At 42.7% G+C, this 13198-nt stretch carries 16 protein-coding genes and 1 tRNA gene; 6 read left to right on the forward strand and 11 right to left on the reverse strand.

Annotated features, from left to right (window positions below; translation table 11 throughout):
* Positions 1-136: 136 nt before the first annotated feature.
* Positions 137-484 carry a hypothetical protein gene (locus tag ACO6S0_RS18785; protein ID WP_422349814.1) on the reverse strand — a complete coding sequence of 116 codons (348 nt, stop codon included), beginning with the start codon at positions 482-484 and terminating at the stop codon, positions 137-139.
* A 134-nt stretch (positions 485-618) separates the two neighbouring features.
* On the opposite strand from ACO6S0_RS18785, the gene ACO6S0_RS18790 reads away from it, so the two are divergent.
* Genes ACO6S0_RS18790 through ACO6S0_RS18805 form a run of 4 tightly spaced genes read left to right on the forward strand, consistent with a single transcriptional unit; the run spans position 619 to position 3927 of the window.
* Positions 619-2658, forward strand: a complete 2040-nt coding sequence (locus tag ACO6S0_RS18790; RefSeq protein ID WP_422349815.1) for a S9 family peptidase — start codon at positions 619-621, stop codon at positions 2656-2658.
* Entirely contained in the window at positions 2651-3082 is a 432-nt protein-coding gene (locus ACO6S0_RS18795; RefSeq protein WP_422349816.1) for a hypothetical protein, read from the forward strand. The genes ACO6S0_RS18790 and ACO6S0_RS18795 overlap by 8 nt, the downstream gene beginning before the upstream one ends.
* A gap of 9 nt (positions 3083-3091) precedes the next feature.
* Positions 3092-3523 carry a DUF2141 domain-containing protein gene (locus ACO6S0_RS18800; protein ID WP_422349817.1) on the forward strand — a complete coding sequence of 144 codons (432 nt, stop codon included), beginning with the start codon at positions 3092-3094 and terminating at the stop codon, positions 3521-3523.
* Between the two features lie 11 nt (positions 3524-3534).
* Positions 3535-3927 carry a DUF423 domain-containing protein gene (locus ACO6S0_RS18805; protein ID WP_422349818.1) on the forward strand — a complete coding sequence of 131 codons (393 nt, stop codon included), beginning with the start codon at positions 3535-3537 and terminating at the stop codon, positions 3925-3927.
* Between the two features lie 4 nt (positions 3928-3931).
* On the opposite strand, the gene ACO6S0_RS18810 is transcribed toward ACO6S0_RS18805, so the two are convergent.
* From ACO6S0_RS18810 to ACO6S0_RS18850, 9 genes are all read right to left on the reverse strand, one after another.
* Positions 3932-4453, reverse strand: coding sequence for a nuclear transport factor 2 family protein (locus tag ACO6S0_RS18810; protein ID WP_422349819.1), 522 nt, complete (start codon positions 4451-4453; stop codon positions 3932-3934).
* A 2-nt stretch (positions 4454-4455) separates the two neighbouring features.
* Positions 4456-5169, reverse strand: coding sequence for a hypothetical protein (locus ACO6S0_RS18815; RefSeq protein ID WP_422349820.1), 714 nt, complete (start codon positions 5167-5169; stop codon positions 4456-4458).
* 38 nt (positions 5170-5207) lie between these two features.
* Positions 5208-5960: a DUF4097 family beta strand repeat-containing protein gene (locus ACO6S0_RS18820; protein ID WP_422349821.1), complete on the reverse strand. Its 753-nt coding sequence runs from the start codon at positions 5958-5960 to the stop codon at positions 5208-5210.
* Positions 5961-6004: 44 nt separating this feature from the next.
* Entirely contained in the window at positions 6005-6799 is a 795-nt protein-coding gene (locus ACO6S0_RS18825) for a HEAT repeat domain-containing protein (RefSeq protein WP_422349822.1), read from the reverse strand.
* A gap of 6 nt (positions 6800-6805) precedes the next feature.
* Complete coding sequence (locus ACO6S0_RS18830) at positions 6806-7303, reverse strand: RNA polymerase sigma factor (protein WP_422349823.1); 498 nt, start codon at positions 7301-7303, stop codon at positions 6806-6808.
* A gap of 163 nt (positions 7304-7466) precedes the next feature.
* Positions 7467-7616 (reverse strand): hypothetical protein, encoded by a 150-nt coding sequence (locus ACO6S0_RS18835; RefSeq protein ID WP_422349824.1) that lies wholly within the window; start codon positions 7614-7616, stop codon positions 7467-7469.
* Entirely contained in the window at positions 7616-9841 is a 2226-nt protein-coding gene (gene feoB / locus ACO6S0_RS18840) for a ferrous iron transport protein B (RefSeq protein WP_422349825.1), read from the reverse strand. The genes ACO6S0_RS18835 and feoB overlap by 1 nt, the downstream gene beginning before the upstream one ends.
* Positions 9838-10080 carry a FeoA family protein gene (locus ACO6S0_RS18845; protein ID WP_422349826.1) on the reverse strand — a complete coding sequence of 81 codons (243 nt, stop codon included), beginning with the start codon at positions 10078-10080 and terminating at the stop codon, positions 9838-9840. Before ACO6S0_RS18845 ends, feoB begins: the two co-directional genes overlap by 4 nt.
* Before the next feature lie 91 nt (positions 10081-10171).
* Complete coding sequence (locus ACO6S0_RS18850; protein ID WP_422349827.1) at positions 10172-10846, reverse strand: SCO family protein; 675 nt, start codon at positions 10844-10846, stop codon at positions 10172-10174.
* Positions 10847-10998: 152 nt separating this feature from the next.
* On the opposite strand from ACO6S0_RS18850, the gene rseP reads away from it, so the two are divergent.
* Both rseP and ACO6S0_RS18860 read left to right on the forward strand, forming a co-directional pair.
* Positions 10999-12333 carry an RIP metalloprotease RseP gene (rseP, locus tag ACO6S0_RS18855; protein WP_422349828.1) on the forward strand — a complete coding sequence of 445 codons (1335 nt, stop codon included), beginning with the start codon at positions 10999-11001 and terminating at the stop codon, positions 12331-12333.
* Between the two features lie 174 nt (positions 12334-12507).
* Positions 12508-12581, forward strand: a tRNA-Asn gene (locus ACO6S0_RS18860).
* Between the two features lie 372 nt (positions 12582-12953).
* On the opposite strand, the gene ACO6S0_RS18865 is transcribed toward ACO6S0_RS18860, so the two are convergent.
* Entirely contained in the window at positions 12954-13166 is a 213-nt protein-coding gene (locus tag ACO6S0_RS18865) for a hypothetical protein (RefSeq protein WP_422349829.1), read from the reverse strand.
* Positions 13167-13198 lie beyond the last annotated feature (32 nt).

Consider the following 13198-nt stretch of genomic DNA (forward strand, 5'->3'; position numbering starts at 1 on the left):
GAAGTTGGCTATTTCCCATAAATATAGGAAGTTATAGACTTTTATTTCCACTAAATGAAGCTTTTGAAAAATGGAATCAACGAATTACGGAAAGTTCTAATTGCAATGCAATAGGTTATGGTCACTTGTAGTGAAGTTATGAAAAGATTTGAAGGAACATGGCCAGTCCAACCATTAATCCCAACCACAAAATCCCGATTAAAATGAGACCGAAGACATGTAAAAAGAGCATAAGCTCTAAATAGACCCGTTGTTTTTTGGAAACTTGCTTAGGTTGCGAATACCAAATGGTCTGGGTTCTTTGCAGCAGCACTTTACAACTAATACCTTGGTTCTCGGCAATTTTTTCAATTCGGGATTTTACAAATCGATACCCATAAGTAACAATATAAAATATGCCAACCAGGACGCTTAAGCCCAGGGCAGCGGAGTAAAAACCCTCGTAACAAGATTGAATGGAGGTAGTGATTACCAGATAAAACATAAAACGAACCAAATGATTGGCAACGGTCTCCGCGAGGTTGGTTGAGGGAGCCGCCGGATTTAAAAATTTACTATGGATAGGGGTCAGCTTGACCACTTCTTTTCGCTACCTTTAAAGCTACAAATTTTGATCATATGAAGCGATTTCTTTTGCTCCTTTTTACCTTAGGGGCTTTACAGTTATCAACCTCCCAAAAACAACATTTTTCCTATTTAGATGTCTTTGATTTGCAGTATGCATCGGATCCACAGATTTCACCTAATGGTGAATGGGTGGTTTACCGAAGAATGGGGTATGATATCATGAAGGATGGCTCCAAGGGAAATCTTTGGTTGATTCGCACGGACGGAAGTCAACACCAAAAACTGACCTCCAATGAAGTCAATGAAAGCAGTCCAAAGTGGTCGCCCTCCGGTGATCGGATTGTGTTTTCTAGCAGTACGGATGAGGGCTCAGAGATTTATATGTACTGGGTGGCATCCGGTAAAGTGGCCAAATTATCGCAGTTGCCCTTTAGCCCTAGTTCCCTTACTTGGTCCCCAGATGGGAAGCAATTGGCTTTCTCCATGAATGTACCTGAAGCTCCGCCGGTGATTGCCAAAATGCCCAAAAAACCCAAAGGTGCCAAATGGGCCGAGAAGCCAAGAATTACAGATAGGGTGTATCATGAAGCCGATGGGAGAGGTTATATCAAACCAGGGTTCAACCACATTTTCACTATACCTGCAGACGGGGGTGCGCCAAGGCAAATCACTTCGGGGAACTGGCATCACCGGGGAACACTTTCTTGGGCCAAGAATGGAAGTAAAATTTATTTTTCTGCCAACCGGGTAGAAGATTGGGAATACCGTTTTCGAAACAGTGAGATTTATGCTGTGGATGTTCAAAATGGGGACATTGAGGCCCTCACCGATAGAAATGGGCCGGATTATGACCCAAAGGTTTCTCCAGATGGAAAGCTAATAGCATATCTGGGTTTTGAAGACAAGGTACAGGCTTACCAAATCAGAAAAGTGCACATCATGAACACGGATGGAAGTGGCAAAAGGGTCATTTCCGATGGGTTGGACCGATCCATTTCAGACATTCAATGGAATTCCAAAGGAGACGGATTGTATATCGCCTATGATGACAAAGGAAATGGAAAAGTGGGGCTGGTTTCCTTGTCTGGCAATACCTCTAAAATTTTGGGCAATGTAGGCGGAACCACCTTGGGCCGACCGTACCCCAGCGGTTCTTATAGCGTTTCGAAAAATGGGACCATTGTTTATACCCAATCCACGCCTAATTATCCCGCAGAGTTGGCAGTACTCAAACCAAAGGGAAAGAATCCCGTCAAAATCACAGGTCTGAGCAAAAGTTTGCTCAACTACCGTGAATTGGGTAGGGTAGAAGAAGTGTGGTACAAATCCTCGGTGGACGGACGGGACATTCAAGGCTGGGTAGTATACCCTCCCAACTATGATGCTTCCAAAAAATATCCCTTTATGGTGGAGAACCATGGAGGCCCCATTTTAAACTATGGAGACCGCTTTTCCGCTGAGATGCAATTGTATGCCTCCGCCGGCTATATCGTGTTTTATCCCAACTCCAGGGGGAGTACCAGTTACGGGGAGGAATTTGGAAACCTACTCTACAATAACTATCCAGGAGAAGATTACAACGATGTTATGGATGGGGTTGATCATTGTATTGGAATGGGCATAGCCCATGAAGATCAGTTGTTTGTAACGGGAGGCAGTGCAGGCGGAATAATGTCGGCCTGGATGATTGGGAAAAACAATCGTTTTGAAGCAGCCGTGGTGGCCAAACCAGTAATGAACTGGATCAGCAAAACTCTGGTGGCCGATAATTACTTTTACTATGCAGAGCATAGATATCCTGGACAACCTTGGGAAAATTTTGAGGGGTATTGGAAATTTTCACCCATCTCGCTCGTTGGTAATATAGAGACCCCAACCATGGTGATGGTGGGGATGAACGATTTGAGAACTCCGCCAAGCGAGGCAAAGCAGTTGTACCATGCCCTTAAGCTTAGAAAGATTGAGACGGTGCTGGTGGAAATACCGGGAGCAAGCCATGGCATTGCCAGCAAACCGAGTAATTTAATTACCAAGATTGCCCATACCGTTGCTTGGTTTGATAAGTATAGAACCGATAAAGAAAATGAGTAAAAAGAAGAGGCATTGGCTGTGGAACGTGTTGATTGTCCTTACCCTTGTCCTATGCTTTTTGGCCTTTTTGGCTCATTACAAAAACTGGTATAAAATAGAAGAAGGCGAACTAAAGATGCTGTCCGGCATCTATTACCAAAAAATCCCCCTAAATGAGATAGACAGCCTTAAGATCGTGGAAAAGGTTCCGGAATTGGAACGTTCCAGCGGATTTTCCTGGATGGTGGCGGAGAAAGGGGTTTTTGTGGACTCCATCACCCAATCCAAGGTGTATTTTTTTGTAGATGATTTGGCACAGCACAAGATAAAAGTAGTACACCACGATAGCCTTCGGATGTTCATTAATTTTAAGGACAGTTTGCAGACCCAAGACTTTTTTGAAAATTTGCAGCGCCTAGTAGAGCAATCCAATAAACCAAATTGATCGGATCATATGCATTTGACCCAAATCTCTTCCAAGAAACTGTTGTGGCTTTTTTTAACCACGGTTCCCATGGCCATGATTGCGCAGAATACCATTTCCGTAGAGGTTTCCAACATTCCCTCAGCAGAAGGCAAGGTCAATATTGCGGTTTACAATTCGGAAACTACTTTTTTGAAATTTGAAGGAGTTGTAAAAGCCAGAAGCGTGGAAGCCAAAAAGGGAAAAGTGAATCTGAAACTGGAAAACATTCCTGAAGGGGAGTACGCCTTGGCTATTTTTCATGATGAGAACGGCAACGATAGGCTGGATAAAAATTGGTTGGGAATTCCAACGGAAAAAGTGGCATTCTCACGGGCCAAGATGAAAACCTTTGGGCCGCCATCGTATCGCGATTGCTGTTTTAAGGTTACAGGGGATAAGGCGATCAGCATTACTTTTTAGTAACTTTCCGTATGGAAACAATATTATTGGCCCAGCTCATGGGCGCACTGTATGGTTTATTGGCTGTTGTCTTCGGAGCGTTTGGTGCCCATGCCTTAAAAAAGAAATTGACCCCAGATCTACTTCACAGTTTTGAGACTGGGGTCAAATATCAAATGTATCACGCCATTGTGCTTTTGATCCTTGCCTTTAATCTTGGTTTTGACAATACACTGGACAGCTATATCGTCAATTGTTTTGTTTTTGGGACCTTGCTTTTTTCCTTTAGTATTTACGGACTGTGCCTGAGCGCTGCAAGCGGAAAGAAACTACGCTTTTTGGGCCCCGTTACTCCCTTGGGAGGTCTACTATTGGTCATTGGATGGGCTCTTTTGCTCTATTCCTTTATCTCGTTCATGCTATAGGCGGTCAATCAATCTGAACCGCTTCTATTTTACCATAAAACCAAGGAGTATGCTGATTGGTAACGGCCACCCATTTCCATTGGTCATTCTTTTTTTGCGCACTTAGGGTCATCAATCCAATTTCCATATAAGTGGTATCAGCTGGATGCTCTTTTTTGAACCAAAACATCTTCCAAGAATAGTAGGCGAGCGCACTGTTGTTATCCAAAATTCTGATTTTGGGCTCCCCAATTTCATAATAGTAATCCAAAGAGTCGTTTTTGGCAAACATCAAATGAAACTTTTCCAGTTCATTTTTTCCTTCAAAAAAGTAACCTTGGGAATTTATCCAGGTGGCATCATCTGCAAACTGAGGCATCGCCAACGTCACATCTTTCGCAATCATGGCCTCCTCCCGTAGAGCAATCATTTGAGTCAGGGCCAGGGAATCCTTTTTCCTTGTGTAAGCATCAGTATTGGACGATTTTTCATTCACACAACTCGAAAGAATGAAAAATGTCACCGCTAAAAAATAGAATGGTTTCATACCTAAAGCCGCAGATACATGTTCCCGTTAATGGTGTTCAGTTTTAACCGATAGGTGGCATTGTCAAAACTCCCTTCCACCTTTTGGCCCACATGTCTGTCGGTGACTTTTAAGTCCAATTTTTCATCGGCATAGATCAACCCATGAATAGTTTCGGCCGTAAGATGCGAATCTCGCATGACCAAATCAATTTCCCCGTTGATAGTCTTTAAATCCATATTGCCCTTATACTGGGCTATATCAATATTGCCGTTGATCAAATCCGCGGTAAAATCCCCTTCAATTAGCTCCGCGTTAAGATGTCCATTGATACTGCTTACCGTAAAATCAGCATTTTTTGGCACGTAGAGAACATAATTAAAAGTATACATATCGCTAGTATGATAGTAGCTGTGCTCCCCAGCGGGACGAGTTTTCTCCCATTCGTCATGAAAGGCCTTAAATACTGCTTCTGCATTGGATTCGATACCAATGTATCCTTCACCCTCGTCAATGTCGAGTTTGTAAAGATCCAAATACTTACCCCCTTTGGTGCGTAAGCTTGCCTTAAAATAAATGGTGGACTTGTCCCATGTTTTGACCTCAATATCCGAAGCAAATTTCACATCCAAATCAATTACCTGGTTGTTATAATTGATGTTTTTTTCTATCACTTTTTGAGCGCTCAGCGATAGGCCTATGAGGCCCATCACCAGCATTGCTGCTAAATTTTTCATGATGTATTGTTTTTTGAGATGAATAAACTTGAAGTTGTCTACTGCTTTCTTAGGTAAATGTTCCCATTGGTGGATTTTAAGGAAATCTTGACCCCGCCATTGTTGATGGCAGCCCCTACTTTTCGGTCGGAAATGGATGTTAATCCGTTCTTCTCCTCCCGTTCAAGTTCAAAGTTGGTGTAAATGTCCCCATTGACCGTTCCAAGTTGCAAATCTGCGGGGGTGTTGGCGGGAAGGGTCACATCCACATCATCGTTGGTGGTATAGATGGAAATGGGGGTGTCTTGTTTTACCGTATCAAAGTCCACTGTGATTCCACCGTTCAGGGCATTTGCAGTTACAGGCCCGTTTACGTTGGAAATTTCAATACTTCCATTCAATTGGGCATTGGCCTCCACTTCCCCGGAAAAGCCGTCAATTTCAATATCCCCGCTCCAAGTACTTTTCACAGAAACGTTTTGGGTTTTGGGAAGATAGATGATGGCTCCTTCAGATCTCCTCAAATTCTTTACGATCAGGGTATTTCCATCCTGAACCACATAAAATCCGACCTCCGTATTGTCCGAACCTCCTTCGCCAACCAGCCGAAGTCCTTTGGATTTTTCGGATACCTTGGTGCTTCCACTACCTTTGATTCTGATTTCGTTGGCAGTTTGGGTTCTAAGGGTAATGTCTGATTTGGATTCAATTTTGACCCATTCCACCCCACTTAAGGCCTTCGTGTAATCGGCCTGTGCTTGGGCCAGGGTACTTGTTACAAATGCTACTACTAAAATTGATAAATTTCTCATGATTTTTCGTTTTTTGATGCTTCGACTGTGCTCAGCACGGGTTATTATATAATTTTTGGCAATGCCAATTTGATTTCATTTTTGACAAAGGGTTGGGTGTCTTCCTGTTCCAACAACCTTTGCATGGGTGCCACTGCTTTCTTTTCCTGATTTTTGACCAGGGCCTGTATAATACCAATTTGAATACTTGGATTTTTCTCTTTTCCCAATGCTTCAATAAATACCGATTTAACCATTTCGGAGGAAGCTAGGTTGGTGAGTGCTTCAAAAGCGTTGAGTCGTACGATATCATTGTCATCGTGCAGCAAGCGCTTGGCCAAGGCCTGGACTATGGCTTCATCCGGATTTGGGAATTCCTCGATATAACTTACCCCTTGAATCCGTTTGCTGGCGGATTGGTTTTCCATTAAGGAAAGCATGGCCGTTTGTTTTATTTGGAGACTTTCTTCCAGAATGGCAGCCACATCTTGATTGGATTTTTCCATTTCCAAGATCCTGCCTGTTTGAAAAGTGGCGATGAGCAAAGCCACACTGGCCGCTATTTTGAGTAGGTTGGATGCCCAGTTGCCCTTATTGTTTTCAAGCCGAACCACCTTGGATTGGGAAAGCTTTTCTTGTTCCAAGGCCTGATCAAATTGAACCCTTAATCTATCTGAGGGTACCTGCAGCTGCTCTTCATTAAAAGCGGTGAACAACGTCCTAAGCTCCTCCAGCTCTTTTCGGCATGATTCGCTTACCGCAAGATGGTCTTCCACTTGTTGCTTTTCCTTGGGAGATAACAATCCATCCAGGTATGCCGGCAGTTGACTAGAAATAAATTTATCTTTTTCCGACTTCATATTTCTCTAATTGGACTCCAGATAAATGACCCGGAGTTTTTTCAATATTCTACTTACTTTGGTTTTTAGTGCGCCTGGGGTACTGCCTACAATTTCGGCCAGTTCCTCATAGCGTATTTCTTGGTATCGGTTCAAAACGATCAGCTCTCGATCTTGAGGACTAAGTTGTTTAAGGGCATTGTGCAATTGGCCATAATCCTCCTGCCGTTCCGTATCATTTGCAACCGTTTTGTATTCCAGTACATCCACAGGTTCATGATATTTGTGGTTTCTGGTAAAGTGGGTTTTCAAGTTGTTTCTGGCAATGCTGAACAGCCATGAAACAAAGGCCCCATCTTTATAAGAACTTCTATATTTTATCAGCTTATAAAAAACATCCTGTGTTAAATCCTCACTCAACATGGCATCTCCAGACATCTTAAAAAGATAGTTGTAGACATGCTTGTGGTGTCGATCAAAAAGTACCTTGAGCAAATCAAGATTGCCGTCGGCAACTTTTCGCATTATAATTTCATCTGAAAGCGCTTCCAATGCTTTTCTTTAGCTGGTTTGTTATCCTATATAGTCAGGAAATTAAGAAAGGTTACACTGGAAGTGAAAAAAAAGTCAAAAAAGAGTCATCTGCCAATGCAGATCGGATTATGGAAATTAAAAAGGTGGATAGGAATCAATCGCAGCCACAACCATCTTGTCCGCAGGCCTTGGAATTCTTTTTTTTGCCAGAAACCAATGACTTGGGCAAAAAGAACTTCCAGACCAAATAACCAATGGCAACGGCAAGGGTAAGATAAACCAATATGTGTTGCAATAGATCCATTAATTAAGGATTTGAAAGGCGGTAAGTGCTACAAGATACGCAAAAACGCTCATGAAACCCAGCTGAAGCAAGGGCCATTTCCAGCTGTTCGTCTCTCGTTTCACAATGGCCAAGGTGCTCATGCATTGCATGGCAAATGCATAAAAAAGCATCAAGGATATGCCCGAGGCCAAATTGAAGAGCGGTTTTTTGCCCGACTCGTCAAGTTCTGCAGCCATTCGGTTTTTAATGGTTTCTTCCTCATCACTGCCCACACTATATATAGTGGCAAGAGTGCCAACAAATACTTCACGTGCTGCAAAGGAGGTTAATACGGCGATACCGATTTTCCAATCGTAGCCTAGCGGCTTTACAATGGGTTCAATGGCCTTTCCGGCGTAGCCAATATAGGAATGTTCCAATTTATGGCTTGCTATTTCCTGGGCTTTTGCCCGCTGCTCCAAATCGGCAGTCAACAGCTGTAAGGAATCTTGGGATGCTCTGGGCATCACTTCCCCAGATTGGATTTTCTTTTCTTCAATATAGCTGTCGATGTTGTTCTGGATATAATTTTTACTGTACGGACTGAGACCTTCTATTTCTATTCTCTGGGAAACTATTTCCTCTGCATTTTTAAAGTCCTCGGAAGACCCATTGGATCCCAAAAACCATAGGATTATCGAGATGGCCAGGATAATCTTACCGGCACCAAACACAAAGCTCTTGGTTTTTTCGAGCACCGTATAGGCCACATTTTTGATAAGGGGCAAACGATAGGTGGGCATCTCTACCATGAAGAGGGAACGACTACGAATCTTTAAAATCTTGTTCAAAATGGATGCGGAGAAGATGGCCATTCCGAAACCTATCAAATACAATAGCATCAATGTCAAGGCCTGATAACTTAATCCCAAGAATCGCCCTTCGGGAATAACTAGGGCTATAAGAATAAGGTAAACGGGAAGTCTGGCTGAACAAGTGGTAAACGGAGTTACCAAAATGGTGATGAGCCGTTCTTTCCAATTTTCAATAGTACGGGTCGCCATCACAGCGGGGATAGCACAGGCAGTTCCGGAAATTAGGGGAACCACACTCTTACCACTCAGTCCAAACGGCCGCATAAGTTTGTCCATAAGAAACACCACTCGGCTCATATACCCTGATTCTTCCAAAAGGGAGATAAACAGGAACAAAAAGGCTATTTGTGGAATAAAAATGACAATACCGCCAATACCCACCAAGATTCCTTCGGCCAACAAATCTGTAAACACCCCAGAAGGCAAAGTGCTCTTTAACCACTCCGCGGTATTGGCAAATTGCTCGTCAATAAAGTCCATAGGGTAGGTACTCCAATCAAAAATAGCTTGGAAAATCAGCAATAAAATGGCAAAGAAAATCACATACCCATAAACTTTATGGGTTAGGATTTTGTCCAAAGAAGCCCGCAATCCTCTGGCTGCATTGAAATCCACTTTGTAGGTTTCTTTCAATGCCATATTGATGAACTGATATCTCAGAACAGTTTCCCTGTGTTGCAGTTTTTTGAGTTCGGTCTTGGATTTGGTGGAAAAAGAAGTGGCATCCTGAATACGCTTCTTTTCTATGGGCATGAAATTTACATCCTGGGTGATGACCATCCAAAGCTTGTAAAGATCTTCGTTGGGGAAAGCCTTTTGAAGTTGGCCAAAATATTCGGGGGCAATACGGGATGTATCTATATTGGGGGTATTGGGGAGCGACTCGTAATCTGCGATCAGTTTCTTAATATGATCTATACCCCTGCCCTTTCGTGTACTGACCAAGGCAATTTTGGTATCCAACTTTTGCTCCATGGCAGCCAAATCAAGGGAAATACCCTTTCTGGACATTCGGTCAGCCATATTAACGACCAAAATTGCCGGAATCCGAAGGTCTTTGATTTGGGTAAAGAGCAACAAGTTCCGTTTCAAGTTCTCCACATCGCTCACCACCACCGCCACATCTGGGAAATCCTTGTCATTTTTGTTAAGCAACAATTCCACCACAACGCTTTCATCCAGAGAAGTGGTATTTAGGCTATAGGTACCGGGAAGATCTAAGATTTGTGCTTTCTTTCCGTTGGTAAGTTTACAGACCCCCACTTTCTTTTCAACCGTAATGCCCGGATAGTTGCCCACCTTTTGTTTAAGGCCGGTAAGTTGATTAAAAACAGAAGTTTTTCCAGTATTGGGATTGCCGATCAGTGCAACTTTGATGCTATTGCTCATGTGGAGATGGGGTCTTCTTCAATTTCAAGTTCTATTTGTAGGGCAAGGGAGCGTCTTATGGCAATATGACTGCCGTTTACGTTGATGTAAATGGGGTCTTTTAGTGGGGCAACTTGAACTACTTCCACAGTATTTCCCGGAAGGCACCCCAGTTCCAAGAGTTTAATGGGGAGGGTTAAATCCGAAAATTCCTTGATTACCCCTGATTGTCCCTGTTTTAGATCTAGAACGGTTGCCACAAATCTTATTTAGAATAAATTTAAGTAAGGGCAAAAATAGGTAAAAATGAGCACATAATATTGCCAAACTTTTACTAATTAAAACAGGCTTTCATTGCGCATAACTGGCCTCCAAAATGGCAAGGTCGGCAAGCAGTTGGTCAATCTCCTCGCGATTGGTTCCGTCATAAAATCCCCGGATTCTTCGCTCTTTGTCCACCAGGATAAAATTTTCGGTATGTATCATGTCATAAGGCCCGCCGTCGCCGTCTGTCTTCACTGCCAGATAGGATTTTCTGGCCAGCTCATAAATCTGTTTTTTATCCCCAGTGACCAAGTTCCACTTGTGATCTAACACTCCCTTTTCCTTGGCATACTTCTTTAATTGGGCAACCGAATCAATGGCAGGGGTAACGGAATGGGATAACAGGAGCACATCATTCTTGTCCATTATGGCATTTTGGATTTCGGCCATATTTTTGGTCATTATGGGACAGATGGTGGGACAGGTGGTGAAGAAAAAATCAGCCACATATATTTTATCTTGGTAATCTTCCTCTGTAATTTTTTCTCCGTTTTGATTTATCAGTTCAAAGTCCGCAATGGTATGATACTTCTTTTTATAGTGCAGGGTGCTATCCACCAGAGCTTGATCTACCATGGAAGGTTGGTACACAGGAAGCGTTTTCTTGGGTTGTAACGCGTTGTAAAAAAGGTAAATGATCACTGCTGAAAGGGCCAAAAGAACGGCACCAAAAAACTTGAACTTGGAAAAGAAATTCCTCATGTTGCAAAATTACATTCGGCACAAGGAATCTTCAAGTGAAATGGAGTTTTTGTTCCTAAAACTTTCTTAAATACGTCCATTGCCCAAAATCATCTTTTTATAAAAGGGCTAAAAGCGTACTTTTGCGGGGTTTAATATAAGTATAGAAGCTAATGGATCTTTTTACACAGATCGTAATGTTTATAGTGATCATCTCTGTTTTGGTGATTTTGCACGAATTGGGACATTTTCTCCCTGCAAAATACTTCAAGACCAAAGTGGAGAAGTTCTACCTCTTTTTTGATGTCAAATTTTCCTTGTTCAAGAAGAAAATTGGAGAAACGGTTTATGGTGTTGGGTGGCTGCCACTGGGAGGTTATGTGAAAATAGCCGGAATGATCGATGAGAGCATGGACACCGAACAAATGAAGGAAGAGCCCAAACCATGGGAATTCCGTAGCAAACCGGCCTGGCAACGATTGATTATTATGTTGGGAGGGGTTACGGTGAACTTTCTTTTGGCCTGGGTCATTTACACAGCCATGTTTGCCAGTAATGGGGAGACTTTTATCCCCGTAAACAAGATTGAACATGGACTGCACGTAGATCCTGTAAGTGAAAAGATCGGACTCAAAACAGGAGATAAAATTCTTGAGATTGACGGGAAAAAGGTTGAAAAACTGGACAGGTACCTATCCATGGATATTCTGTTTGGGGATGAGATCAAGGTGCTCCGTGATGGACAGGAAATGACCGTACCACTTAGCGATGAAGGAAAGAAAGCCGCCCTGGAAAGTAGAGGGCGTCAATTTATTGTGCCTAGGTACCCAACCCTGGTAATAGGGCATGTGTCCGATAGTTCCCAAGCCAAAGAAGCGGGAATCCAAATTGGGGACCGCTTGGAAAGGATCAATGGTCAGACCCTTAATTTCTGGGATGAGGTTACTACCCAAATAAATGGAAACAGGGGCCAAACCTTGAATGTGGATTTGACCAGGGATGGAAGGCTGGTGAATCTACAGGTTCAAGTTCCCGATAGTTTGCCGGTTGGGATTGCCCCAGATAGAAATTTGGCAACAGAGCAGTTGTCCATAACCAAAGAATTCAGTGTGGCTTCTGCCATTCCGCGTGGATTTATGGAAACTATCAATGTATTGGTAAGACAGGTAAAACAGTTTAAACTGATTTTTAACCCTATTATTCAAGGGTATAAACAGGTAAAAGGACCCATTGGTATTGTGGAATTGATGCCCACAAGCTGGGATTGGGGCTTTTTCTGGAGCTTTATGGCCATGTTCTCAGTTTGGTTGGCGTTTATCAATGTATTGCCCATTCCGGCTTTGGATGGAGGACATGTGATGTTCTTGTTGTACGAAATGATTAGTGGAAGACCTCCGAGCCAAAAGGTTTTGGAACGGGGTCAGATTGTAGGATTTGTGATTTTGATGGGATTGATGGCGGTTATTTTTGGTAATGATATCTGGAATATTATCAAAAGATTTATTTAGCCTAATTTTGTTTGTGGTCTTATAAAGAAACTGCTATATTTGCACCCGCTTAAGGTAAAAATATTCCTCCTTACCTGCCTGCCGGCAGGCAGGGCTCAGAACTGAGCTACTAGTTTTTCCGGCAGATTTGAGGTAAAGATGTAAGATTTATAACTTGGGTGTATTTAATGATTTTCCTCCTTAGCTCAGTTGGTTAGAGCATCTGACTGTTAATCAGAGGGTCCTTGGTTCGAGCCCAAGAGGGGGAGCAGAGCGAGACAAAACCATCCACGGAAGTGGGTGGTTTTTTTGTTTGGAAAGTTGGGCGAGAAGTTTGCCCTGAGCGTAGTCGAGGGGAGCCCAAGAGGGGGAGCAAAAAGAAAAAGAGCCGCACTTTAGTGCAGCTCTTTTTCTTTTGAGGGGGTGTATAATACAATTTCTAATTTACGACCCATAAAACGGGATTGCAGTAACGTAAGTCTATACCAAGCTGGACGAACAATCTTGGAAGGTCAAATCTTCCCATCAAGAAATAGATTGTTTGGACAGTTGGAGTATTGGAATTTGACCCAAGACCATACCTTCTCATCTAAGCAGATGAATCAAACGGTAAGAAAGTCCTTCAATACCGTTATCGGTACCTAGGTTTTCTGTATAAATTCACCCTTAAGAGCCAGAAACATTTGAAGTGAGATGTCGTTGAGGTAGTTCTTGTTTTCGCCAAAGACCTTTTGAACATCGTCCGTCTCCTCATTGGCATCTTCAATATAGAGGATTTCGTCTTTGTCGCACATTTTCATGCCAATGCTAAATCTTTTTTTCACCTTGTACTTTTTTACTTTGCGTATTTCCATGAGTTAGTTGTTTGTTCAATAATGAGACACGT

The organism is Flagellimonas sp., assembly GCF_965233845.1.
Lineage (GTDB): Bacteria > Bacteroidota > Bacteroidia > Flavobacteriales > Flavobacteriaceae > Flagellimonas.

Bases quoted from the DNA above. Each gene is read 5' to 3' on its own strand.
- ACO6S0_RS18785 (WP_422349814.1), bottom strand. From the start codon at position 484: ATGTTTTATCTGGTAATCACTACCTCCATTCAATCTTGTTACGAGGGT.
- ACO6S0_RS18790 (WP_422349815.1), top strand. From the start codon at position 619: ATGAAGCGATTTCTTTTGCTCCTTTTTACCTTAGGGGCTTTACAGTTA.
- ACO6S0_RS18795 (WP_422349816.1), top strand. From the start codon at position 2,651: ATGAGTAAAAAGAAGAGGCATTGGCTGTGGAACGTGTTGATTGTCCTT.
- ACO6S0_RS18800 (WP_422349817.1), top strand. From the start codon at position 3,092: ATGCATTTGACCCAAATCTCTTCCAAGAAACTGTTGTGGCTTTTTTTA.
- ACO6S0_RS18805 (WP_422349818.1), top strand. From the start codon at position 3,535: ATGGAAACAATATTATTGGCCCAGCTCATGGGCGCACTGTATGGTTTA.
- ACO6S0_RS18810 (WP_422349819.1), bottom strand. From the start codon at position 4,453: ATGAAACCATTCTATTTTTTAGCGGTGACATTTTTCATTCTTTCGAGT.
- ACO6S0_RS18815 (WP_422349820.1), bottom strand. From the start codon at position 5,169: ATGAAAAATTTAGCAGCAATGCTGGTGATGGGCCTCATAGGCCTATCG.
- ACO6S0_RS18820 (WP_422349821.1), bottom strand. From the start codon at position 5,960: ATGAGAAATTTATCAATTTTAGTAGTAGCATTTGTAACAAGTACCCTG.
- ACO6S0_RS18825 (WP_422349822.1), bottom strand. From the start codon at position 6,799: ATGAAGTCGGAAAAAGATAAATTTATTTCTAGTCAACTGCCGGCATAC.
- ACO6S0_RS18830 (WP_422349823.1), bottom strand. From the start codon at position 7,303: ATGCGAAAAGTTGCCGACGGCAATCTTGATTTGCTCAAGGTACTTTTT.
- ACO6S0_RS18835 (WP_422349824.1), bottom strand. From the start codon at position 7,616: ATGGATCTATTGCAACACATATTGGTTTATCTTACCCTTGCCGTTGCC.
- feoB (WP_422349825.1), bottom strand. From the start codon at position 9,841: ATGAGCAATAGCATCAAAGTTGCACTGATCGGCAATCCCAATACTGGA.
- ACO6S0_RS18850 (WP_422349827.1), bottom strand. From the start codon at position 10,846: ATGAGGAATTTCTTTTCCAAGTTCAAGTTTTTTGGTGCCGTTCTTTTG.
- rseP (WP_422349828.1), top strand. From the start codon at position 10,999: ATGGATCTTTTTACACAGATCGTAATGTTTATAGTGATCATCTCTGTT.
- ACO6S0_RS18865 (WP_422349829.1), bottom strand. From the start codon at position 13,166: ATGGAAATACGCAAAGTAAAAAAGTACAAGGTGAAAAAAAGATTTAGC.